This window comes from Antarcticimicrobium sediminis (assembly GCF_004348975.1).
GTDB lineage: Bacteria > Pseudomonadota > Alphaproteobacteria > Rhodobacterales > Rhodobacteraceae > Antarcticimicrobium > Antarcticimicrobium sediminis.
The window spans coordinates 1-20,831 of record NZ_SMFP01000025.1 but is presented as its reverse complement, the minus strand read 5'-3'; the positions used below and the strand labels follow the sequence as shown (position 1 = coordinate 20,831).

Here is a 20,831-nt window from a genome sequence, read left to right as displayed (position 1 = left end):
TGGCCCGACGCGGCTGCGCTGTGTGATGGCTACACCGCATCGGGCCAGCTACCCCTGCGCAAAATAAAGGGGTCATTTTTGGGCGCCGATAGGGGGTCAGGATTGCATGCCGATTGACACTCTCATCGCCGCCTCTCCGCAGTTGTCGCGGGCACAACGCTCCGGAATGTCTCGATCGGATACCCTGATGAGAAGCATGACCAAGATGAGAACGACCTTGCTGCGGTTTGTCTGGTGTCCTCCACGCCACCTTAACGCTCAGGCGACCAACGATCAGCGGTTCTGGAAAGTGGCCGTTCTGTCCCATTCCCGGGAAGCGTTTCGATCAGGTGAGAAAATCGGCCACAGTAGCTGACCTCTAAGCAAAACGCAGCGAAGGTCTGACAGCGGCCATCGGGCAATCGGGATCTCATGTGATTTCGCTGCGGATGTACTGCCGCACTGCCGCATGACCGGTTCGAGCCCACTTTGATCGATGCTGCGCGTCGCACAGATGGCAGGCATGCGCAGTTTACAGTTATTAGATCTGTGGCGTCAGATTATCGAAATATTCAGATTCAGGCCCAATGCTTTTGAAATTTGTTCCAAGTTTCGCTTCTTCTGATCCGTGCTGCTGTGAGTTTTGATGAAGTAAGGCGGCACCTCTATATCACTATATTTCTTTGACTTTTCCGTCGACACAATTTTTTCGCCGTTCACAAGGACTCCGACGCTTGCTACCTGTTCGCAACCTATTCGCTCAATCACTTTGGCGAGCGTTTGTGCTGCTGTTTTTTCTGCGAAAATAGTGCCATCACTGAATTTTACCAATAGTCTCGTGCAAGAGCCTCTCGAAGCAGAAAGAATTGTTCGTGCTGTTTGAAATTCTTTTTCAGTATCTTCGTCGTGATCATCGCCTGAGAAGGTCGCCGTCCATTCATTCGCCAGGGCTTCCACTTTATCACAGAATGCGCGAAGCTGTTTGCCTCGGTCGATCAAGGCCTTTGCTTCCTCGTAACGAGATTCTCGAAAAAGCTCGCTCCCTTGAGTATTGAGATCCTCGACTGCCGTTTCCAGCTCCAGCTTCATCAATTCAAATGCGGTTGTAACGCTACTCATAGGTATTCTCTTATGCTACATCGGACGCCTTCAATTCGCTAATGGTGCGGAACCTACTCAGGCCTGCAGCGCCGACCCTGACGCTACAGGAAGATGAGCCGGGCCGACAAGCCTATCTGTTTCTTCGAGGAGCCGACTCCTATGCTCGGTTCTCAAAAAATGCTGCACAATGGACGAATGGCCGGTCTGGTGAAGCTGCACCGCAGCACACGGTCACGAAGCGAACGGCAGGTCAGGGCCGGTTGCGCCTCATCGCGTCGTCAGAGTCCCCCGACTTTGCAAAGGTCACTACCTGCGCACAGCCGACCTTGGTGCGCAACGCAGCATGTGGGCTTCGGTCTGCTAGCGCTTGAATGGCCGCTTTTGCCAGTCTGGCAAGGAACGTTCGCAGTCGCGGTGAATGGCCGGAGTCCGCCCACCCTGCTTGTTCCCCCTGAGTCAGCTGGTCGCGAAGCATGGGTCCGCTTCGGGCTGGCTGCAGTCGCCCTCAACTCCGGCGGCCCAGCCCAAGCGAAAGATCATGACGCTGCAGTGCAGCAAGGCGGTTTCGATCCCAAATACCGGATTTTGCTCTGTGTACCAACGTTGGCAACGCGCGTTTAACACCCTTTGCCAAGACGCGCGAAGCGGTCCACTGCCGACATTTGCACCACAGAGAAGCCGACCGCTCTGTTTCCCAAACCGGACATCGCGGCATCGTTTAAAATTCCGGCTTCATGGATACTTGGTACATAACCCGGCAGATTTGCCCCGCTGCCGTTCCATTGTTGGCGTGTACGAATTGGATATTCTGATTTCAAGCCAACTGCGATACGAACGCCTGAGGAAAGCAGTCCATGAAAACCCGAGGATGTTCTATGTGGAAGGGTAGTCTATGTCCACCCCCCCCTTTGAAGCGCCTGTTCAACTGGCTCATCGGCGGCGAAAGAAGACGGCTGGAGGCGCAGGTTGCGAAGTTCAGGCGCGACCAGGCCGCGCGCAACGAAAGACAGCGGCGCGAGGCGGGTATCCCGGAAGGGGTTGAACTGCTGCCCAACGGGAGCATCGCTGATCCGGATATCCAGCTGCGTTGGCTGATCGGGCGCATGGTGGCATCGGGCAACACCACATTGAACCTCACGCGTCCCGGCCTCAGCCGCCTGCCAGATGAACTCGCACAACTTGTGCCCACTGTGCGGAAACTGAAAGTTTGGGACCAGACCCAGAGCGTGTTCGACGGGATCGGTGTTCTCGGCAATCTCGAAGAAATCGACCTTGTTGCCGATGCTGTGAAAGACCTGTCGCCTCTGGCAAACTGCCCTCGCCTGAGATCGCTGAAAATCGGCAGGGCCGGAGAAGACGAACTTGCCAGCCTGCCGGATTTACCCGAACTGGAGCAACTTACCGTGAAGGGCGGCTCTGTCGCAGGGCTGTCGGCGTCCTTGCCCAAACTGCATCTGCTCGATCTGACCAGCTGTTACAACGTGCCGCGCGATATCTTGCTAGGCAAACCCGTTCTGGCCGTCACCAGGTTGCCAGATACCGGCGATGAACCACTTCCCTCCAGTGACCCAACTTGCATGCGCGAATTGACCCGCATGACCGATGCACTGGACCTGTCAGATATCGGCGCGATGACCGGCCTGACATCCTTGCAACTTGAGGCCACGGAAGCGACTGACCTGTCGCCACTTTCTGCGCTAAAAAACCTGACCTATCTACATCTGCGTGCGCCGAAGGCAGCCTCTTTCGCGCCTTTCGAGGGGCTGAGTGCCCTCGAAAGGCTGATCATACCAAGCTGGCGTGACGAGAAAGCCTTGCCGGACTTGTCCTGGGTGCGCGGCTGCCCCGTGCTGGCGGACCTGCGCATAAGCATTTCAAAGGATGCTGACCTTACCGACCTGACCCATCTGCCGCGCCTTGAACGCCTGCATCTTGGTTTTTCGGAGCCGACCGATCTCTCACCGCTTGGAAGCCTCACTTCGGTCAAAAGGCTTATGCTGCGCGCCAGCACACCTGAGGCGTCAGCGCGAAATCTGGCCTTGCCCGGAAGGCTGACATCGCTAAGCCTCAAAGGCCGCACCTTCACGTCCCTCGATATGCTTGCAACCACGCCGCACCTTACCAGGATTTCGCTCGATGATTGCGGTGTAACCGACCTCTCTGCGCTCGAGACCCAGACTGAATTGACCAGTCTGAGCCTCATTCGCTCAGATATCACCGATCTGTCGGTCTTGCGCCATCTGCCCGCATTCAATGTCGAAGCCACCAAAGCGCATCTTTATATCCATGAGGGCGCCGTGCTGGACGCTTACCCATCCTTGCGCCCCTACATTGACTCCGCCAACGATCGCGAACCGGGGGTCAATGCCATGCCCAACTTGGTTCGCGCTGCGGTGGCCCTCGCGTCATGAAACGCTCGACTTTGACTGGGCTCATTGGTGCGCTCCATTCAGGCTTCCACGGTGCTGTTCGCGACCAACGCAAAGCGCCGCAACCGGACTTTGGTGCGACTGCGGGCGAAAGCCGGGTTTGTCCACATTGCTGACCTTAGCACCTGCTCGGTTGCTGCATGATGAACGAACGACCGGTCTCGTGAAGCTGCGCGGCGGCGTCGGCACGATCGGTGAATGGCCGGTCTGGGCCGGGCGCGCGCCCCCGCCATGTCAAGCGACCCAAATTGTGAAAATGGTGCCTTCTGCGCGTTTCTGCCACTGACATATGATGCAGTGAAGGTCTGAAATCCGCCCAAAGGACGGTGGAATAGCCCGACCATAGCCGCTTGCACTGTCACGCTAGATCAAAGATCTTGTCTTTTGTGTGCTTCACTTGGTACACAAAACTGTATCACTGCGAAGAACGCCGCAGTCAGAGAAGATTTTGTTTCAAAGGGTTACAATGTTCCACCCGGTGCCTCCGGTGGGAGTATTTTGACCAAGAAGAAGCGCCGGGACGGTGGCGCAGACGTGGGCAGCAGCTTAGCCCATCAGGGCGCGGGCGAGCCTGCTCTGCTGCTCGATCACACGCGGCAGGTCGAGGGTGGTGACATGGCCATCGCGCACCACTTGGCGGCCCTCGACGAACAGGTGTTTGACGCGGGAGGGACCGGCCAGCAGCAGCGCGGCGGGGTCCCAGCTGCCGGCGCTGTCGATGCCACTCACATCCCAGAGCGCGATATCGGCGCGCTTGCCCACTTCCAAGCGGCCACAATCCGGGCGACCCAGCACATCGGCACCGCCCCGCGTGGCGATCTCCAAGGCTTCTCGGGCGCTCATCGCATCGGCGCCATTTGCCACCCGTTGCAGCAACAGGGACTGGCGCGCCTCAAGGATCAGATTGCCGCTGTCATTGCTGGCCGAACCATCGACGCCAAGGCCCACCGGCACGCCGGCATCGCGCATCGCGCGCACCGGCGCGATGCCAGAGCCGAGCCGACAGTTGGAACAGGGGCAATGGGCAACGCCGGTGCGCGAGCGGGCGAACAGGTCGATCTCTTGCCGATCCAGCTTGACGCAATGGGCGTGCCAGACGTCGGCACCGGTCCAGCCCAGATCCTCGGCATACTGGCCCGGACGGCAGCCGAAATGGGCCAGGCTATAGGCGATATCCTCATCATTCTCGGCCAGGTGTGTATGCAGCATCACCCCCTTGTCGCGGGCCAGAAGGGCAGCGTCGCGCATCAGATCACGGCTGACCGAAAACGGCGAACAAGGCGCGATGCCGACCCGGATCATGGACCCGTCGCGCGCATCGTGGAAGGTATCGATCACCCGGATGGCGTCCGCCAAGATCGCCGCCTCGCGCTCCACCAGGCTGTCGGGGGGCAGGCCACCGTCGCTTTCGCCGATACTCATCGCGCCGCGTGTGGGATGAAACCGCATCCCGATCTCTTGCGCCGCCGCGATGGTATCGTCGAGCCGCGCGCCATTGGGGTAGAGATAGAGATGATCCGAGGTCAGCGAACAGCCCGAAAGCGCCAATTCCGCCAACCCGGTGAGGGCCGAGGTATGGATTTCTTCAGGACCGAACCGGGCCCAGATCGGATAGAGCGTTTTCAACCAGCCGAACAACAGCGCATCCTGCCCGCCGGGCACGGCGCGGGTCAGGCTTTGGTACAGGTGGTGATGGGTGTTGACGAGACCCGGGGTAACGACGCAGCCCGCCGCCTCGACCACCTCGCCCGCAGAGGCGAGGCCGGGGCCGATGGCGAGGATCGCCCCGTCCCGGATCAGGATGTCTGCGCCCGACAATTCGCGGCGCGTATCGTCCATGGTCAGGATGCTGTCGGCATTGCGAATCAGGAATTCGGTCATTTTTGCACACTCCGGCTCTGGCCCGTTTCGGTTCCGAAGTGTGACACGGCGCCGACAGAACACGGGCAAAGGACTCGACGCTGGGGAGAGACCCTAGCGGCGGCGCGTCAATGACGCAAGCACAGCCCTACAGCACCAAACCCAGCCAACCAGCGCCAAACGCGGTCAGGCGCGGCTCAGGATCTCCAACGCGGCGGCGTGCAGCGCGGGGTTGGCGGCGGCCAGCACCCGGCCCCCCTGATGCGCCGGCCCGCCCTGCCAATCGGTGACAATGCCGCCGGCGGCTTCGATCACCGCGATCGGGGCCTGAATGTCATAGGGGTTAAGCGCGGCCTCGATCACCAGATCAATCTGCCCCGCCGCGAGCAGCGCATAGGCGTAGCAATCCATGCCGAAACGGGTCAGACGCACCCGGTCGGCCACCGCCTCGAACCCCGCGCGCTCCTCAGGAGTGCCGACTTCGGGGAAGGTCGAAAAGAGAATCGCCTGATCCAGTGCCGCCGTCGCACGGGTGGAGAGGAGTTCGCGCCCGCGCGGGCCATCCAACACCGCAAGCCCCGGCCCGCCGGTAAAGCGTTCGCCGGTATAGGGCTGATCGATGATCCCCAGCGTTGGGCCGTCCGCTCCGGACAGCGCGATCAGCACGCCCCAGGTCGGCGTTCCGCTCAAAAATCCACGGGTTCCGTCGATCGGGTCCAGCACCCAAGTGCGTCCGCTGGTGCCCGCCTGTGTGCCGAATTCCTCGCCTAGAATGCCGTCTTCGGGCCGGTGCTGCGCGAGGATTGCCCGCATCGCCTGTTCGGCGGCGCGGTCCGCCTCGGTCACCGGATCGAACCCACCGGCGTCCTTATTGTCGGCGCTCAGCCCGGGCTGGCGGAAATAGGGCAGGATCACCGCGCGGGCGGCGTCTGCCAACATGTTGGCGATATCAAGATCGCTCAAATCTGTCTGGGTCATGCCCGTTCAGGTGCCACGCGCCTTGATCGGATGCAAGTCCGGGCGCGCGGCCTCATTCCCTTTGGTGGTGCTCAGGCGACGTCGCTGAGCACCCGCGCCAGATCGAACAGGCGACGGCGCTGGTTTTCCGGGATCGCGTAATAGGAGCGCACCAGATCCAAGGCCTCCTTGTCGCCGAGCAGATCGACCGGCACACCGGATTTCTCCGCCGTATCTTTCCCTGCGTCCTTGGCGGTTTCTTGCAGCCCTTCGAAGAAAAAGCTGATCGGAACCTCCAGCGCCTCGGCGATATCCCACAGGCGCGACGCACTGATCCGGTTGGCGCCGGTTTCGTACTTCTGGATCTGCTGGAACTTGATGCCAACCCTCTCGGCCAGTTGCTGCTGGGTCATTGCGACCAACCAGCGGCGATGGCGGACACGCTTGCCCACATGAACGTCAACCTGATGTGGCATCGCAATATTCCTTATCCAAGTACACGTGCTCCTGCTGAAAAGCTGTCAGTCTCATTCTTGCTCTGCAATGTGCGCCGACGGGACAAGATGTCACCGGACCAGCGCGCCACTCCAACACGTTAACTAGTCTAGTCGTTTTCATACCGAATTCAAGTTAGTTGATTCAGTGTCCCCCATATGACCCAGCGGTTGTAGCACTGGTCGCGCGGTCAGTGATTTGCCACAAACGCCGCGACACCGACCAAGTGCCACGCAGGACGAGAGGTAGATATGCGCGCCTATTATATGAAAACACAGGAAAGTCACGCCCGGCTGACCGATCTTGCGGTGCCCACCCCGGGACCGGGCGAGATCCGCGTCGCCATCCGCGCCTGTGGGCTGAATTTTGCCGATCTGCTGATGCAAAAGGGCACCTATCAGGACACGCCCCGCGCGCCGTTCACCCTTGGAATGGAAATATCCGGCACAGTCGACGCGGTTGGAGCCGGGGTCACCACCCTCGTTCCCGGCGATCGAATCGCGGTCTATTCCGGGCAGGGCGGGCTGGCGGACTATGGCGTATTCGACGCGGCGCGGGCCATAAAACTGCCTGAAACCATGCCCTTCCACCATGCCGCCGCCTTTCAGATCGCCTATGGCACCAGCCATATGGCGCTGGCCTATCGCGCGCGGATGCAGCCGGGCGAGACGCTGCTGGTGACCGGGGCTGCGGGCGGCGTCGGCCTAAGCGCGGTCGAGATCGGCAAACTGATGGGCGCCACCGTGATCGCGCAGGCGCGCGGCGCGGACAAACTGGAGGTGGCGCGGGCGGCGGGGGCCGATCATCTGATCGACGCCTCGGAGGATCTGCGCGCCCGGGTGCTGGAACTGGGCGGTGCCGATGTGGTCTATGACGCGATCGGCGGCGAAACGTTCAAGGCGGCCTTTCGCGCCTGCAACCCCGAAGCACGGCTGCTGCCGATCGGCTTTGCCGGCGGAGAGGTGCCGCAAATTCCGGCCAATCACCTTTTGGTGAAGAACCTGACAGTGATCGGATTCTACATCGGCGGCTACCTGAAATTCCGCCCCGAGGCGGTGACGCAAAGCCTGCGCACCCTGATCGACTGGTATCTGGAGGGCCGCCTGACACCGCATGTCAGCAACATCCTGCCCTTGGAGCGGGTCGAAGAGGGCATGACGCTGCTGCGCGAGCGGCGCTCTACCGGCAAGGTGGTGATCACCATGTAACACCGCCGCCTGCTAACGCCCCTACCCTACGGCGCGCAGGCTCGGGCTGACATGGCTGCTGATGGTCTGGCGAAGCAGGGTGGCGAACGCGCCAACCAGCGGATTCGCTGCGGCGTCGCGGACATAGAGGTTGATCTTGCTCGCCGGCAGGACCGGCAGCGCCCCGCCGTGATCGATCGGCTCCAGATGCGGCGGTTCAGAGCCATCAAGCATGGCCGTCACCGCCAGATCGGCGCTGACCGTGGCCTCGATGGTGCGGTCAGAGTCCGATTCCACCGCCAGCTCCCAATCAATCCCGGCCCGGTTCAGCGCCGCGATCGCCTCGGGGCGGAACATGCAGAGCCGCCCAAAGGCCAGCCGCAACGGACGTTGCCGCCAGCACGATCCGCCCGGCGCGCCCAGCCAGTTCAGCGGCAGTTCGACGAGGGTCTCGCTGCCCTCGGCGCTTTGCGGCTCGGTGGTCAGGATCAGATCGCATTCGCCCCGGCCATAGGCCTGTTTGAGCTTGCGACTATAAGAGGACAGCAACTGCACCTTGACCCGTGGAAAGTCGGCATTGAACCTTTGCAGCACGCTCGGGATCGCCGGATAGACGATGTCATGCGGTACCCCCAGAACGATCTCGCCCTCAAAGGCCTGATCGGTAAGCCGACCGATCACCTCGTCATTCAGCGCCACCATGCGCCGGGCATAGGCCAAAAGCTGATCCCCCGCCGCCGTCAACGCAATGGTGCGCCCGGAGCGATCCAACAATTGCAGATCCAGAAGTCCCTCCAGCCGCTTGAGCTGCATCGACACCGCCGACTGGGTCAGATGCAGAAATCCCGCCGCGCGGGTCACCCCGCCATAGTCGGCCACCGCGACGAAGGAACGGAGCGTGGTGATGTCGAGATTTCGCAATATCACAAACCTTGATGTGTCGGATCAAAAACATTCGTTTTCAAAATGAATCACATTTCGCCATACGGATCAAGAAATTTGATTCAAGTCAGACGACTCATCGCAATTCCAGGAAAGGACACATGCTATGACCTTTATCACCGCCAATCGCCGCCGTACCGCCCTTCGCCCCGCCCTGTTTGCCGAACTGGGCCGTCTCGTTGCCATCTGGCGTCAACGCCGGGCGCTCGAAACACTGGATGACCGCGCGCTTGAGGATATCGGCGTAAGCCGCGCCCAAGCCGACGCCGAAGCGCGCCGCGCCTTCTGGGACGCCCCCGCCACCTGGCGCTACTGATCCCGATCCCCGCTCCCCGTGGGACAGGCCGCCGCCCCTTGTGGGCGCGCGGCCTTTTTTCGGCCCCGAGGATAGAATTACGCGCTGAACTCCTTGAATTAGAGGTGAACTTCTCCAATATTTAGCCATGAGCGCCATCCGCTGTTGCGGGCGGCACAACCGGCTTAACTGGAGACCTTTCAATGGCTGAATTCGACACAATCCGGACGGCTGCTGGCGCACGCAGCACCCAGATTGACGCGGGCCTCCGTGCCCATATGAACAAGGTGTACAGCACCATGTCCATTGGCATGCTGCTGACATTCGCAGTGGCTTGGGCCGTCGGCACCAGCCCGCAACTGCTGGGCGTGTTCCGCGATCCCCTGACCCTGCAACCCAATATCTTGGGCTGGATCCTGATGTTCGCGCCGCTGATCATGGTGTTCGCCTTCGGGGCCGCGCTGAACCGGCTGTCCGTCGCTGGCGCACAGCTGTTCTTTTATGCTTTCGCGTCGGTCATGGGCCTGTCGCTGAGCTGGATTTTCGTGGCCTTCACCAGCTTTTCCATCGCGCAGGTGTTTCTGGTGACCTCGATCGCCTTCGCCGGTCTGAGCCTGTACGGCTATACCACCAAGAAAGACATTTCCGGTTGGGGCGCGTTCCTGATCATGGGCGTGATCGGGCTGATCGTGGCCTCGGTCATCAACATCTTTCTCGGCAGCCCGGCGATCATGTTCGCGATCTCGATCCTCGGGGTTCTGATCTTTGCCGGTCTCACCGCCTATGACACCCAGAACATCAAGAACACCTACCTGCAGCACGCCCACACCGGCGACAGCGAATGGTTGGGCAAAGCGGCCATCATGGGCGCGCTGAGCCTGTACATGGACTTTATCAACATGTTCATGTTCTTGCTGCAGCTGCTGGGTAACCGCGAGTAACAGCGACAAACCTGTACGTTTCGAGGGCCGGTCTGTACGACCGGCCCTTTTCGTTTGCGTGCGCCGGTTCAGTCTCGCGTCGCCAGCGCCAGCCCGTCGACCACGGCGGTGAACGCCTCGGAGCGCAGGATCTCGGCTCCGGGGCAAAGCGCGCTGGCCTCCTGCGAGACAAAGCGCATCAGGCTAGAGCCGCCCACCAGAATGACGCGCCCGATCTCAGCGGGGGTGACACCAGCCAGCGCCAAGGTCTCGGCGGCAGCATCGCGCAGCAAGGTGCGGTTCTCCATCAGCGCCGCATCCAGGCTTTTGGGGGTGACGGTTTCGACCAACCCACGCTCGACAATGCCCATGTCGATGCGCCCCGCTGCCGTGCCGGTATTCGCCGCGATCTTGCCCCGCTCCACCGCAAAGGCCAGTTCATGGCCCAGCTCCATCTCCAGCACCGTGGCAAAGCGCGCCATCTTCTGCGGCTCGACCGCCAGCTTGACCAGGCCCGCCACCATCCGCCGCATCTCGGGCGTATAGAGAAACGGGATCTTGGCCCAGGTCGACAGATCGACATAGGGCGCCCGTGGCACCGGTAGCAGCCCCTCGCCCATCACCCGGCGCACCTGCCCCCCCAGACCTAGTTGCGGCATCGCATGGGTCATCGACACCGCATGATCAAAATCGGTGCCGCCAAGGCGGATCCCGTGATTACCAAGGATCTCGGGGCGCGCGCCGGTCGTGCGAAACACCGAGAAATCCGAGGTGCCGCCGCCGATATCCACGATCAGCCCGAGACCCTCGCTCGTGCCAAGCCCGTGACTGGCCAGCGCTGCCGCCTCTGGTTCGGCCAGAAAACTGACCTCCTCGAACCCGGCGGCAAGGTAGCAGCCGCGCAGATCCGCCTCGGCCTGCGCATCCCGCGCCGGGTCGGCGGAATGGAAATGCACCGGGCGCCCCGATAGCGCGCGGCGAAACCGCAGCCCGGTCGCCGCCTCGGAGCGTTCGCGCAGCGCAACCAGAAACTCGGTGATGATCGCGGCAAGGGTGCGACGACGCCCGCCGATCAGCCGTTTCTCATGCAAGAGCGGTTGGCCCAGAACACTTTTCAGCGCCCGCATATAGCGCCCATCCTCGCCCGCGATCAGCGCATCAGCCGCCGCCGCACCGATCCGCATCGCCCCGTCATCGGCGGGAAAGAACACGGCGGTGGGCAGGGTTTCCGCCCCCCGCTCGATCGGAATGCGATAGATCCCATGCGCAAAGGGCACGGCAGCGGCCGAATTCGAGGTTCCGAAATCTATTGCGAGTGTATCTGTCTGCATGGGGCCACCTGTCCGGAAGGGGGCCGCTGCTAACGGAGATCCGGGACGGGGGCAAGCCGGTTGATGCACCACATGTGAAACAGGGCGCAGCGACGCGGCATGCAGCGGGTCGTAGTGGGAACGCAATCGTGGGGCGCAGTAGGGACTCTGGCGGCCTTAGCGGCAGTTCAGCGGCACCGCCAGCCCGGCCTCTAGCGCCGGACGGTCGCGACGATAGGCGGGGCCTGCGGCCAGGCAACCGGTCAGGCGCGGCACCGCATCGGCAAAACCCGCGCCAGAGCCGTCGCTCAGACGCATGCGCTGCCCCTCGGGCAGGCGCAGAACCGCATGGGGCACCCCGTTTACCTCGACCGTGCTGAGCATCATCTGCGCGCCGCCCAGCGTGGCGGGAATCGCGTTGGCCATGGTCTGGCCGCCATTATGGATCGCCGTCTCGGCAAGGACGGCAGGATCACCGCTCGCGACTTGCAGCCGTTGCGGAGTGCGCGCCGCCAGTTCTGCAATCGGCCCTGCCGCACGGCTCACGGTCCGGTCCGACTGGACGGTGGGCACTTTTGGTTCCCCGTCGATGCCTGTGAAGCCGACACCATGGCGATAGTTCAGCCCGGCACAGCCCGAAAGCGCGGTACAGATCAGGCAGGCAGAGGCGAGAAGACGTTTCATGGGCGCAGCCGTGGCTAGGACAGGATCACCGTCACGCTAGCGCCAAAGGCAACCAGATGACAAGCGCCGCGTCGCTCACAGCGCCTGCACCCGGCCCCGGAAAAACAAAAGGCCACGCAATCGCGTGACCCTTTGCAAACATTCGGTGTCGGCAAGATTACTTGATCTTGCCTTCCTTGTACTCGACGTGTTTGCGGACAACGGGGTCGTATTTACGAACCACCATTTTCTCGGTCATGGTGCGGGCGTTTTTCTTGGCCACGTAAAAATGGCCGGTGCCTGCGGTCGAGTTGAGGCGGATTTTGATTGTTGTCGGTTTCGCCATTGGGTCTCTCCTGCGCCGGGCACAGCCGCGCCCGTAAAATTCTCATGAAGCCTGCCTTTTACCGATGACGGCCCCCGAGTCAACCGCGTTTTCGTGCTCACCGCTGGCAGAGCGTGGCAGATTCCCCCGAAACGCCCCGGTTCCACAGGAAATGCGCAAAGCCCAATGTCTGGGAAGCGCATCGCAGCCGCGCGCGCAGCGCACTGGTGCGGCAGGGAAATTAGCGCGGAGGGCCTGTAAGCCGGATTTTGTTCAGGGGTTGCCCCCGTCGATGACCATTCATCTGGGACGCAGCTCGCGCTGCGCCTCGTGCTGCCAACCCGACCCCTCTTGGCTGAAGCAAGCCTAGCGGCGGTTTCCCCTTGCGGGGACCGGCCCGCGCGGGGGTCCTATTTGGCATTGCTCCCGGTAGGGCTTGCCATGCCGCCCCTGTTACCAGCGGCGCGGTGGGCTCTTACCCCACCGTTTCATCCTTACCATGCCGGAGCATGGCGGTTTCATTTCTGTGGCGCTTTCCGTCGGGTTGCCCCGCCCGGGCGTTACCCGGCACCGTTGCTTCATGGAGTCCGGACTTTCCTCGACGCCCCGAAGGCCGCCGCGGCCATCCGGCCCTCCGCGCTGGGGGAGAGATAGGGGCAAGCGGGGTGGGGCGTCAATGGGTGTTCAGGAAAGGGCGGCGGGGGGCGCTCACTGTGTCTCCCGGGCAAACTCAAACCGACCAGCGCAGACGGCCGAACTCAGGCAGGCACAGCCTCGTGCGCCGCAACAAACCCCGCCAGCGCATCCATGTCCTCCTGCGTGAGCGGCCCCCTGCCCCAAGGCCGGACCCGATGCCGCACCGCGCTTAACAGATCCGCCTCGGTCGCCTCCGTAGGATAGCCCGCCCGCAACGCCATTGCACGAAAGCCCTCGGGGTCGATCGCACAGCCCGACTGCGGTGCATGGGGCAGCGCCAGCCCCAGCCGCGCCAGCCGCGCCCAGTCAAAGCGCGGGCCGGGATCGCATTTGCGCCCCGGCGCCATATCCGAATGACCGATCACCCCGGCAGGCCCGATTCCCCAACGCGCCATGATCTCTGGCAACAGGGCCTCCAGCGTCGCCATCTGGGGTTCGGAAAACGGATGGTCGCCGCGATTGTCGAGCTCGATCCCGATCGAACGGGAGTTGATATCCTCCAGCCCGCACCATGTCCCGGCCCCCGCATGCCAAGCGCGATCCGCCTCGCGCACCATCTGCCACAGCGTGCCGTCCGCCCCGATCAGATAATGCGACGAGACCTCGGCCTCTGGATCACAAAGCCGGGCAAGCGCCGCCCCGGCCCCCGCCATCGCAGTGTAGTGCAGAACCACCAGCGCCGGTTGCAACGCGTTGCGGCGATCACCGAAATTGGGTGACGGGTGCCAGTGCGGCGTCATCGGTTCAGTTCTTTACCGCCTCGCGAAACGGGGCCGGATCCCACGCGCAGGCATAGCCGTCGCCATCGGGGTCCAGCGCCATCCGGTCGCGTTTGGGCCCGCCCTTGGACAGGAACGCCATCTGGGCCAGATCCGCCGAACCGTATTTGGCGCAATTGCGCGCGTGGCGCCCTTGCAGGTTCAGCCCGCCCCGGGAATACAACTGCGCCCCGCGCGGATTTTTGGTTTGCAGCGCATAGGCGACGATATTGGGTTGATCGTCACCCGGCCGACCCGGAATCGCTGTCGGTTCGATCTCTTGATACATCTGGCGATTGCGCGCCATGCGATCCGCGTCGCTTTGAATGGTCTCGCGATTGGCGACGGCCTGAAAGTCATTCTCGTCCGAGATGCCGGCGTTGTTGATCATCGCCGGCGCCGGGTTCAACGGGCTGGCCTGCACCGGCATCTCGCCGGAATTGGACTGTGCCGCCCGCAGCGCGGCAGCGGTTTCCGCCGCGATATCCGAGGCGCTGTCGCCCCGCGTGGCCATGCTGTCGCCGCTGGTCAGGGTCGCCCCCGCCGAAGCGGTCTGCGTCTGCCCCTGTGCCGACACGGTCCCGGCCGCAGAAAGCGGCGTGGAAGACACCGCCGCCGGCGCGGCCACACCGGGCATGGTTGCGGTCCCGCTCAACGCCGCCTCGCGGGCGCGCTGCGCCTCGATCGAATTATAGAATCCGACCCCCGCCGCGCTGTCCGGAACTGCCGGGGCACAAGCACTCAAACCGCCCAGAATCAGGGCCATAGGAAGAAATCGCATACTGCCGTCCTGCCAATTTTGGTCTTATTGGCGACTGTTTTACCACCATTTCCCCGGTTTGGCCACAAATCCGGCCGCCTGCTCCAAGGCATAGGCCGTATTCAGCAGATCGCCCTCTTCCCAAGGCCGCCCGATCAGTTGCAGCCCAAGCGGCAGCCCCTGATGATCAAGCCCGGCGGGAACCGCGATCCCCGGCAGCCCGGCAAGGTTCACGGTAACGGTGAACACATCGTTAAGATACATCTGCACCGGGTCGGTCTGGCCCATCTCGCCCAGCCCGAACGCCGACGACGGCGTGGCCGGTGTCAGGATCGCGTCGACGCCTTGGGCAAAGGCATCCTCGAAATCCTTCTTGATCAGGGTGCGGACCTTGCGGGCGCGGTTGTAATAGGCGTCATAGAACCCCGCCGACAGCACATAGGTGCCGATCATCACCCGGCGCTGCACCTCATGGCCAAAGCCCTCGGCGCGGGTCTTTTCGTACATCTCGGTGATGCCGTCGCCCGCCTCAAGCGTGGCGCGGTGGCCATAGCGCACCCCGTCATAGCGGGCCAGGTTGCTGGACGCTTCGGCGGGGGCGATCACGTAATAGGCGGGCAGCGCGTATTTCGTGTGCGGCAGCGAGATATCGACAATCTCGGCCCCGGCCGCCTTGAGCATCGCGGCGCCGTCGGCCCAGAGCGTTTCGATCTCGTCGGGCGTGCCTTCGATCCGGTATTCCTTGGGAATGCCGATTTTCTTGCCCTTGATATCGCCGGTCAGCATCGCCTCAAAATCCGGCACGGGGATGTCCATGCTGGTCGAATCCTTGGGGTCGTGCCCGGCCATCGCGCCCAGCATGATCGCCGCGTCGCGCACCGATTTGGTCATCGGCCCGGCCTGATCCAGCGAAGAGGCAAAGGCCACAACGCCCCAGCGCGAGCAACGGCCATAGGTCGGCTTGATCCCCACCGTGCCGGTAAAGGCCGCCGGCTGGCGGATCGACCCGCCGGTGTCGGTGCCGGTCGCGGCCAGACACAGGTCAGCGGCCACCGCGGCAGCAGAGCCGCCGGACGAGCCGCCGGGGGTCAAAGCCGTCTCGCTCTCGCTGCGCCGCCACGGGCTGACCGCCGCGCCATAGACCGAGGTTTCGTTGGACGAGCCCATGGCGAATTCGTCCATGTTCAGCTTGCCCAGCATCACCGCGCCCGCATCGGCGAGCTGTTGGCTGACGGTCGATTCGTACTGCGGCAGGAACCCTTCGAGAATGCGGCTGCCAGCCTGACTGGGCACGCCCTGGGTACAGAACAGATCCTTGATCCCGATCGGCAAGCCGCACATCGCCGGCGCATCGCCCGCCTTGATCCGCGCGTCCGCCGCACGGGCACGCTCCAGCGCGATTTCCGGCGTCTTGTGCACGAAGGCGTTGAGCGCATCCGAGGTCTCGATTGCAGACAGGCAGGCCTCGGTCAGCTCGACCGAGGTGACGGTGCCCTTGCGCAGCGCGTCGCGCGCCTCGGCCAGGCCCAGTTTATTCAGATCGCTTGCCATGTCGTTCACTCCATCACCTTGGGGACCGCAAAGAACCCCTCGCGCGCATCGGGGGCATTGGCCAGCACCTTGTCCTGCTGATTGCCGTCGGTGACCACGTCCTGACGTTGCTTCAGGCGCATCGGCGTGACGCCGGTCATCGGCTCGACGCCCTCGACATCGACTTCGTTCAGTTGCTCGATAAAGCCCAGAATGGTGTTGAACTCGCCCGCCAGCGCCGGCAGCGCGTCATCCGCGACCCGGATCCGGGCCAGCTTGGCCACGCGAGCGGCGGTGCTTTCGTCAATCGACATGGAAGACCCCTTGTTTTCACAATGCGGCGTTTAACGCCCTGCGGCGCGGCCTTCAAGACTGCGCTTTGCCATGCGCGCCCATGGCGCCCCGACCGGCAGGCACAAACCGCAGCCGTCCCGCGCCTCACAAACCCTGCGCGGCTAACGTTCTATCAATACACTTGCGGCAAGCTTGCGCAGAAAAAGGTTTTTGCGGAGCACGCACCCTGTCTGGTTTTTCCCTCAACGCGATGGCGCGCATTCTCAGGGAGTTTGCCTGGCCCGCCGTCGATCCCGAAGACAGGGTGACGTCGGCGCGGCGGCGGATTCTCAGCTCGCTGTCGTCGCTGGCCGCCGTCGCCGGCGTGATCGAAAGCCTGACCTGGTTCAGCGAAACCCATGGCCTTTCACCGATCCGCGCCTACTGGACCCTGTTGAGTGCATTCGCCTTCCTCATCCCCCCGGTCATCCTCTGGCGCACCGGGCAACTGCGCGTCGCGTCCTTGTTCCTGATAGTCTATTTCCTGTTCGTCATCGGCATTCAAATGCTGTCGCCGGTCGGCGAGTCCTGGGCCACGGTCGTCAAGTTCTTTGTGGTTCCGCCGATCGCCATTCTGCTGCTTGGACCGCGCGGCGGTGCCGTGATCTGTGCCGTCGCCGTCGCCTGCGTGATCTCGCTGATCTATGCCATCATCCCGCTGCCGGTTGGTGTGATCTTGATCAACGTGACCACCGCGACCGCCATCGGCATGCTGATCTTCGTCTCCGAGATCGAAAAGACGACGCTGCATCTGGACAAGCTGCGCCGGGAGGCACAGTCGGCGAACCAGGCGAAATCCTTCTTTCTCGCCAATGTCAGCCACGAGATCCGCACCCCCCTGAACGGTGTGATCGGGGCGGTGCAACTGCTCATGGATCAGGCGGTCACGCGGGAGCAAAAGGATCTTCTGAACACCGCCGATTCCTCTGGTCGGACCCTGCTGCGCATCGTCAACGACATCCTGGATTCCTCGCGCATTATCGAACACGGGGTTCAACTGGAAAAAACCGCCTTCCGGCGCGAAGACTTGGTAGACAACGTGTTCAGCGCGCTGCGGGAGCAGGCCGAGGCAAAGGGCATCACCTTGAGCGTCGGCTATGACACGGATGTGCCGCCGTATCTTGTAGGTGACCAGGTGCGGCTGTCGCAGATCCTCTCTAACTTGGTCAGCAATGCGATCAAGTTTTCCACCCGCGGTACGGTCGAGGTGGCGCTGTCGCGCGCCCGGGGGCCCCTCAGCGCGCCCGCGATGATCCGCGTCGCGGTGCGCGACGAGGGGATCGGCATGACGCATGAGGCGGCCACGCGGATCTTTGACCAGTTCGAACAGGCGGAAAACTCGACCGTGCGCCGCCATGGCGGCACCGGGCTGGGCCTGTCGATTGCCCGGCATCTGGTCGAAATTCAGGGCGGCAAGATCGGGGTTTACAGCCAACTCGACCGGGGCAGCACGTTTTGGTTCACCTTCCCGCTGATCAAAGGGAAACGCCCGGCCGAAACGGTCGGGATCGCCTCTGGTACGCGCCCAAACGCAGGCCCAAACACAGCAACAGACGCAAGCCCGAACACAGCAACAGGCACAGACGCGGATAAGGTTCGATTCGATGCGGCGCGGGTTCTGGTGGTCGAGGACAACCGGACCAACCAGTTCATCACGCGCAAACTCCTCGCCAAACTGGGGGTCAAGCCGGGCATGGCCGCCGATGGCATCGAGGCGGTCGAAGCCGCCGGGCGCGAGCGGTTCGACCTGATCTTCATGGACATTCAGATGCCACGCAAATCCGGCATCGAGGCCACCCGCGACATCCGCGCCGGCGGCCCCAATCGCGACACCCCGATCATCGCCCTGTCCGCCAATGTGATGGCCGATCAAAAGGCCAGCTATCTTGACGCCGGGATGAACGGCTGCATCGCGAAACCCTGCACCTTTGACGATATCGCCCGCACCCTGAAACGCCATATTCCCCCGCCGACCCCACCCCCGGCGCGCACCTAGACGGCGCCCCTGTAATCTCCCCACCTTTCCCGTCCGGTCTGCCGGGGGCGGCAACGCGCGCCACCGCCACCGCCAGTTCCGACGCTGCGCAACAGGGCGCATAATCGCGCCTCGGGGTCGTGGATTCTGCTGACGGCGGTGGTAGGGTCCGCGCAAATCAAAAGGAGGTTCACTATGAAAATCATCTGGCTTGGACATGGCTCGTTCCGGTTTGAAACCGGCGATCACGTGCTGCTTCTCGATCCTTGGCTGACCGGCAATCCGGTCCTGCCCGAAGCTAGCCATGACGCAGCCACCACCGGCGCCACCCATATCCTGCTGACCCATGCGCATTTCGACCATTCGGTCGATGCGGTGGCGCTGTCGAAAAAGCTCGATGTGCCGGTCTATGGCCAATACGACCTGATGGAGTTCTGGGGCGAAAGCGAAGGGATCGAGACGGTCGGCTTCAACAAGGGCGGCACCATGGATCTGGGCGGCGGCGTCAAGGTCTCGATGGTCAATGCGGAACATTCCTCGACCTTCGCGACCCGCGAGGGGCTGCGCACCGGCGGGTCCGAAGCAGGCTACATGATCCATGCCGAGGGCAAGACCATCTATTGCAGCGGCGACACCGACATCATGGCGGATATGGAGTGGATGGGGGATTACTATAAACCCGACATCGGCATCCTGTCTTCGGGCGGCTTTTTCACCATGGACATGGCCAAAGTCGCCTATGCCGCCAAACGCTATTTCAACTTCAAGACGTTGATCCCGGCGCACTACCGCACCTTCCCGGTGCTTGAACAATCCGCCGAAACGCTGATCGCGGCGCTGCCCGATGTCGACGTGATCGAGCCGCAGGTGATGCAGGCCATCGAGGTCTAGGCGTTTTGCCCTGAGAAAAAGGGGCTGGGGCGTCAGTCCCTCGCCCCTTATTGGATGTGATGGTGACCGCGCCCCAATGCGGGCGCAGTCCTCAACAAGACGATTGACTACTATGAGGCCAGATCGACCGATACTGCAGTGCACTTGAATGGCCGATTTGGTGAAGCCCGAAGGCTTCGCCATTTGACACGCTGCTATTCTCCGGTTGCATCCGCAGAGATTTTCTTCACCGCGCCCTTGATCGACAAAGCCACCGGTTGATCTGCGGCAAGTCAATAGGGCGGTGCGACAGATGTCCAATCACCTTAGAAAAGAGCAACCTCTTGCCACTTATCGCTGAGAGTGTTTAAATGCTCGAAAAATCGGCACCGACCATGACAGTAGGTTGAACGACAATGGATACAAGAAAATTACTTAATACTTTGCTGAGAGAAAATCTGATTTTCTTGGTAATTTCCTTTTTGATTTTCAATTCGGAACCCGCCATTGTCTACGCTCAGGGGGGCGACCCATATGCTTTTACAGAACCGCTGACCGTATCTCGCGGAAAACTTATGCCTTCATCCCAAGGAGCGGTTAAACTTCCGCGAGACGAAATGTGCGATCTGGTCAAAACTGAGTGGGGGTGGGCTAATTGTGAATCGGTAGACGTCATGGTGGTTCTGTTTACACCACAAATAGATACTCTGATAATAGATAAACCTAATACGTCTGGTTACGTCAAACTGGATGATTGGGATACAGATGAGCGTGAAGACGTTATTTCTAACATTGAAGACCACCTCCAAGCATCGCTTAAAGCGCAAGGAGAACGGTCTGGACAAAATATCACCTTCGATGGGTGGAGAGTCTACCCAACCCTAAACGCCACCAAGAAATACATGTACTATGCCACCGATATTGGCTGGAACGGAGAGTCCACAATCAACGTGAAAGCCGTGGTTTTTGATCGGCGCGGGTTTGTTGCTTTCTCTATTGTGCCCGTTGATTCAAATATGAACGAGCCCCAAATGGTAACCACCATCAACGCTATTTTGGACAAATACCAACCTAAGCCACAAGAGGAGTATTCCGCTTTTTCATCAGGAGATAAAGTCGCCGCCGTTGGTGCTGTGGGCGTTTTAGCATCACTTGTAGGTGTCAAATATGGCAAAGGGGCTGCGACAGGACTACTTGTTGTTCTCACACTTTTGCTAAAAAAGGCATGGCTTATTCTTTTGTTTCCATTCTACTGGGTTTGGAGATGGGTAAAACGTCTATTCGAGAAATCTGAGTAACAGAAAATTTTCGTATGATAGACTATCTGTCACATCCCGGGAGGTAATACGGCTGTTTTTTGAACAGCTCTGGTTTGAGTTTGTGCCAGTCTTTCATCGCCTGCAAGGGCGTCTTACTGCCCAAGGCTGATTGAGGAAGCTGTTGATT

19 protein-coding genes, 1 other RNA gene and 1 pseudogene are annotated in these 20,831 nt (G+C 61.6%); 7 read left to right on the top strand and 14 right to left on the bottom strand.

All coding sequences use genetic code 11. From position 1 onward, the window contains the following. Positions 1-534 precede the first annotated feature (534 nt). A complete protein-coding gene (locus E1B25_RS20760; protein ID WP_132831502.1) occupies positions 535-1,098 on the bottom strand; it encodes an exodeoxyribonuclease VII small subunit in 564 nt (187 codons plus the stop codon). An 890-nt stretch (positions 1,099-1,988) separates the two neighbouring features. On the opposite strand from E1B25_RS20760, the gene E1B25_RS20755 reads away from it, so the two are divergent. Continuing rightward, positions 1,989-3,491, top strand: a complete 1,503-nt coding sequence (locus E1B25_RS20755; RefSeq protein WP_132831501.1) for a leucine-rich repeat domain-containing protein — start codon at positions 1,989-1,991, stop codon at positions 3,489-3,491. 564 nt (positions 3,492-4,055) lie between these two features. Here the strand turns inward: E1B25_RS20755 and E1B25_RS20750 are convergent. The 3 genes from E1B25_RS20750 to E1B25_RS20740 all read right to left on the bottom strand — a co-directional run bounded on the left by E1B25_RS20750 (position 4,056) and on the right by E1B25_RS20740 (position 6,802). Then, entirely contained in the window at positions 4,056-5,390 is a 1,335-nt protein-coding gene (locus tag E1B25_RS20750; protein ID WP_132831500.1) for an 8-oxoguanine deaminase, read from the bottom strand. A gap of 165 nt (positions 5,391-5,555) precedes the next feature. Then, entirely contained in the window at positions 5,556-6,347 is a 792-nt protein-coding gene (hisN, locus tag E1B25_RS20745; RefSeq protein ID WP_132831499.1) for a histidinol-phosphatase, read from the bottom strand. A 71-nt stretch (positions 6,348-6,418) separates the two neighbouring features. After that, positions 6,419-6,802, bottom strand: a complete 384-nt coding sequence (locus tag E1B25_RS20740; protein ID WP_132831498.1) for a helix-turn-helix domain-containing protein — start codon at positions 6,800-6,802, stop codon at positions 6,419-6,421. Positions 6,803-7,072: 270 nt separating this feature from the next. Here E1B25_RS20740 and E1B25_RS20735 point away from each other — a divergent pair, with 270 nt between their 5' ends. Further along, positions 7,073-8,029: an NADPH:quinone oxidoreductase family protein gene (locus tag E1B25_RS20735; protein ID WP_132831497.1), complete on the top strand. Its 957-nt coding sequence runs from the start codon at positions 7,073-7,075 to the stop codon at positions 8,027-8,029. A gap of 21 nt (positions 8,030-8,050) precedes the next feature. Here the strand turns inward: E1B25_RS20735 and E1B25_RS20730 are convergent, their stop codons facing one another. Continuing rightward, entirely contained in the window at positions 8,051-8,929 is an 879-nt protein-coding gene (locus E1B25_RS20730) for a LysR family transcriptional regulator (protein ID WP_132831496.1), read from the bottom strand. 127 nt (positions 8,930-9,056) lie between these two features. Between E1B25_RS20730 and E1B25_RS20725 the strand changes: the two genes are divergently transcribed. Continuing rightward, positions 9,057-9,266, top strand: a complete 210-nt coding sequence (locus E1B25_RS20725; RefSeq protein WP_132831495.1) for a DUF1127 domain-containing protein — start codon at positions 9,057-9,059, stop codon at positions 9,264-9,266. 182 nt (positions 9,267-9,448) lie between these two features. Beyond that, positions 9,449-10,186: a Bax inhibitor-1/YccA family protein gene (locus tag E1B25_RS20720; RefSeq protein ID WP_132831494.1), complete on the top strand. Its 738-nt coding sequence runs from the start codon at positions 9,449-9,451 to the stop codon at positions 10,184-10,186. A gap of 68 nt (positions 10,187-10,254) precedes the next feature. On the opposite strand, the gene E1B25_RS20715 is transcribed toward E1B25_RS20720, so the two are convergent. From E1B25_RS20715 to gatC, 8 genes are all read right to left on the bottom strand, one after another. Then, complete coding sequence (locus tag E1B25_RS20715) at positions 10,255-11,496, bottom strand: Hsp70 family protein (RefSeq protein ID WP_132831493.1); 1,242 nt, start codon at positions 11,494-11,496, stop codon at positions 10,255-10,257. A gap of 156 nt (positions 11,497-11,652) precedes the next feature. After that, positions 11,653-12,159: a hypothetical protein gene (locus E1B25_RS20710; protein WP_132831492.1), complete on the bottom strand. Its 507-nt coding sequence runs from the start codon at positions 12,157-12,159 to the stop codon at positions 11,653-11,655. Positions 12,160-12,316: 157 nt separating this feature from the next. Beyond that, positions 12,317-12,484: a 50S ribosomal protein L33 gene (gene rpmG, locus E1B25_RS20705; RefSeq protein ID WP_132831491.1), complete on the bottom strand. Its 168-nt coding sequence runs from the start codon at positions 12,482-12,484 to the stop codon at positions 12,317-12,319. 221 nt (positions 12,485-12,705) lie between these two features. Beyond that, positions 12,706-13,101, bottom strand: an RNA gene (rnpB, locus tag E1B25_RS20700) — RNase P RNA component class A. 120 nt (positions 13,102-13,221) lie between these two features. Beyond that, complete coding sequence (locus E1B25_RS20695; protein WP_132831490.1) at positions 13,222-13,899, bottom strand: N-acetylmuramoyl-L-alanine amidase; 678 nt, start codon at positions 13,897-13,899, stop codon at positions 13,222-13,224. Positions 13,900-13,903: 4 nt separating this feature from the next. Further along, entirely contained in the window at positions 13,904-14,698 is a 795-nt protein-coding gene (locus tag E1B25_RS20690; RefSeq protein WP_132831489.1) for a hypothetical protein, read from the bottom strand. A gap of 39 nt (positions 14,699-14,737) precedes the next feature. After that, on the bottom strand, positions 14,738-16,228 hold the full coding sequence (gene gatA, locus E1B25_RS20685; RefSeq protein WP_132831488.1) for an Asp-tRNA(Asn)/Glu-tRNA(Gln) amidotransferase subunit GatA: 1,491 nt from the start codon (positions 16,226-16,228) through the stop codon (positions 14,738-14,740). Between the two features lie 5 nt (positions 16,229-16,233). Next, entirely contained in the window at positions 16,234-16,521 is a 288-nt protein-coding gene (gene gatC / locus E1B25_RS20680; RefSeq protein WP_132831487.1) for an Asp-tRNA(Asn)/Glu-tRNA(Gln) amidotransferase subunit GatC, read from the bottom strand. Between the two features lie 230 nt (positions 16,522-16,751). Between gatC and E1B25_RS20675 the strand changes: the two genes are divergently transcribed. The 3 genes from E1B25_RS20675 to E1B25_RS20665 all read left to right on the top strand — a co-directional run bounded on the left by E1B25_RS20675 (position 16,752) and on the right by E1B25_RS20665 (position 20,683). Beyond that, complete coding sequence (locus tag E1B25_RS20675; RefSeq protein ID WP_165937709.1) at positions 16,752-18,536, top strand: ATP-binding protein; 1,785 nt, start codon at positions 16,752-16,754, stop codon at positions 18,534-18,536. 174 nt (positions 18,537-18,710) lie between these two features. Next, complete coding sequence (locus E1B25_RS20670) at positions 18,711-19,406, top strand: metal-dependent hydrolase (RefSeq protein WP_132831485.1); 696 nt, start codon at positions 18,711-18,713, stop codon at positions 19,404-19,406. 395 nt (positions 19,407-19,801) lie between these two features. Beyond that, a complete protein-coding gene (locus E1B25_RS20665; protein WP_132831484.1) occupies positions 19,802-20,683 on the top strand; it encodes a DUF2167 domain-containing protein in 882 nt (293 codons plus the stop codon). A 22-nt stretch (positions 20,684-20,705) separates the two neighbouring features. Here E1B25_RS20665 and E1B25_RS20660 read toward each other — a convergent pair. Beyond that, a pseudogene (locus E1B25_RS20660) lies at positions 20,706-20,831 on the bottom strand (IS481 family transposase); the annotation flags it as partial.

Coding starts and splice junctions, on each gene's coding strand:
- E1B25_RS20670 (WP_132831485.1), top strand. CDS start 18,711: ATGAAAATCATCTGGCTTGGACATGGCTCGTTCCGGTTTGAAACCGGC.
- E1B25_RS20690 (WP_132831489.1), bottom strand. CDS start 14,698: ATGCGATTTCTTCCTATGGCCCTGATTCTGGGCGGTTTGAGTGCTTGT.
- E1B25_RS20725 (WP_132831495.1), top strand. CDS start 9,057: ATGACCTTTATCACCGCCAATCGCCGCCGTACCGCCCTTCGCCCCGCC.
- E1B25_RS20715 (WP_132831493.1), bottom strand. CDS start 11,496: ATGCAGACAGATACACTCGCAATAGATTTCGGAACCTCGAATTCGGCC.
- E1B25_RS20695 (WP_132831490.1), bottom strand. CDS start 13,899: ATGACGCCGCACTGGCACCCGTCACCCAATTTCGGTGATCGCCGCAAC.
- E1B25_RS20740 (WP_132831498.1), bottom strand. CDS start 6,802: ATGCCACATCAGGTTGACGTTCATGTGGGCAAGCGTGTCCGCCATCGC.
- gatC (WP_132831487.1), bottom strand. CDS start 16,521: ATGTCGATTGACGAAAGCACCGCCGCTCGCGTGGCCAAGCTGGCCCGG.
- rpmG (WP_132831491.1), bottom strand. CDS start 12,484: ATGGCGAAACCGACAACAATCAAAATCCGCCTCAACTCGACCGCAGGC.
- E1B25_RS20735 (WP_132831497.1), top strand. CDS start 7,073: ATGCGCGCCTATTATATGAAAACACAGGAAAGTCACGCCCGGCTGACC.
- hisN (WP_132831499.1), bottom strand. CDS start 6,347: ATGACCCAGACAGATTTGAGCGATCTTGATATCGCCAACATGTTGGCA.
- gatA (WP_132831488.1), bottom strand. CDS start 16,228: ATGGCAAGCGATCTGAATAAACTGGGCCTGGCCGAGGCGCGCGACGCG.
- E1B25_RS20750 (WP_132831500.1), bottom strand. CDS start 5,390: ATGACCGAATTCCTGATTCGCAATGCCGACAGCATCCTGACCATGGAC.
- E1B25_RS20760 (WP_132831502.1), bottom strand. CDS start 1,098: ATGAGTAGCGTTACAACCGCATTTGAATTGATGAAGCTGGAGCTGGAA.
- E1B25_RS20720 (WP_132831494.1), top strand. CDS start 9,449: ATGGCTGAATTCGACACAATCCGGACGGCTGCTGGCGCACGCAGCACC.
- E1B25_RS20665 (WP_132831484.1), top strand. CDS start 19,802: ATGGATACAAGAAAATTACTTAATACTTTGCTGAGAGAAAATCTGATT.
- E1B25_RS20675 (WP_165937709.1), top strand. CDS start 16,752: ATGGCGCGCATTCTCAGGGAGTTTGCCTGGCCCGCCGTCGATCCCGAA.
- E1B25_RS20710 (WP_132831492.1), bottom strand. CDS start 12,159: ATGAAACGTCTTCTCGCCTCTGCCTGCCTGATCTGTACCGCGCTTTCG.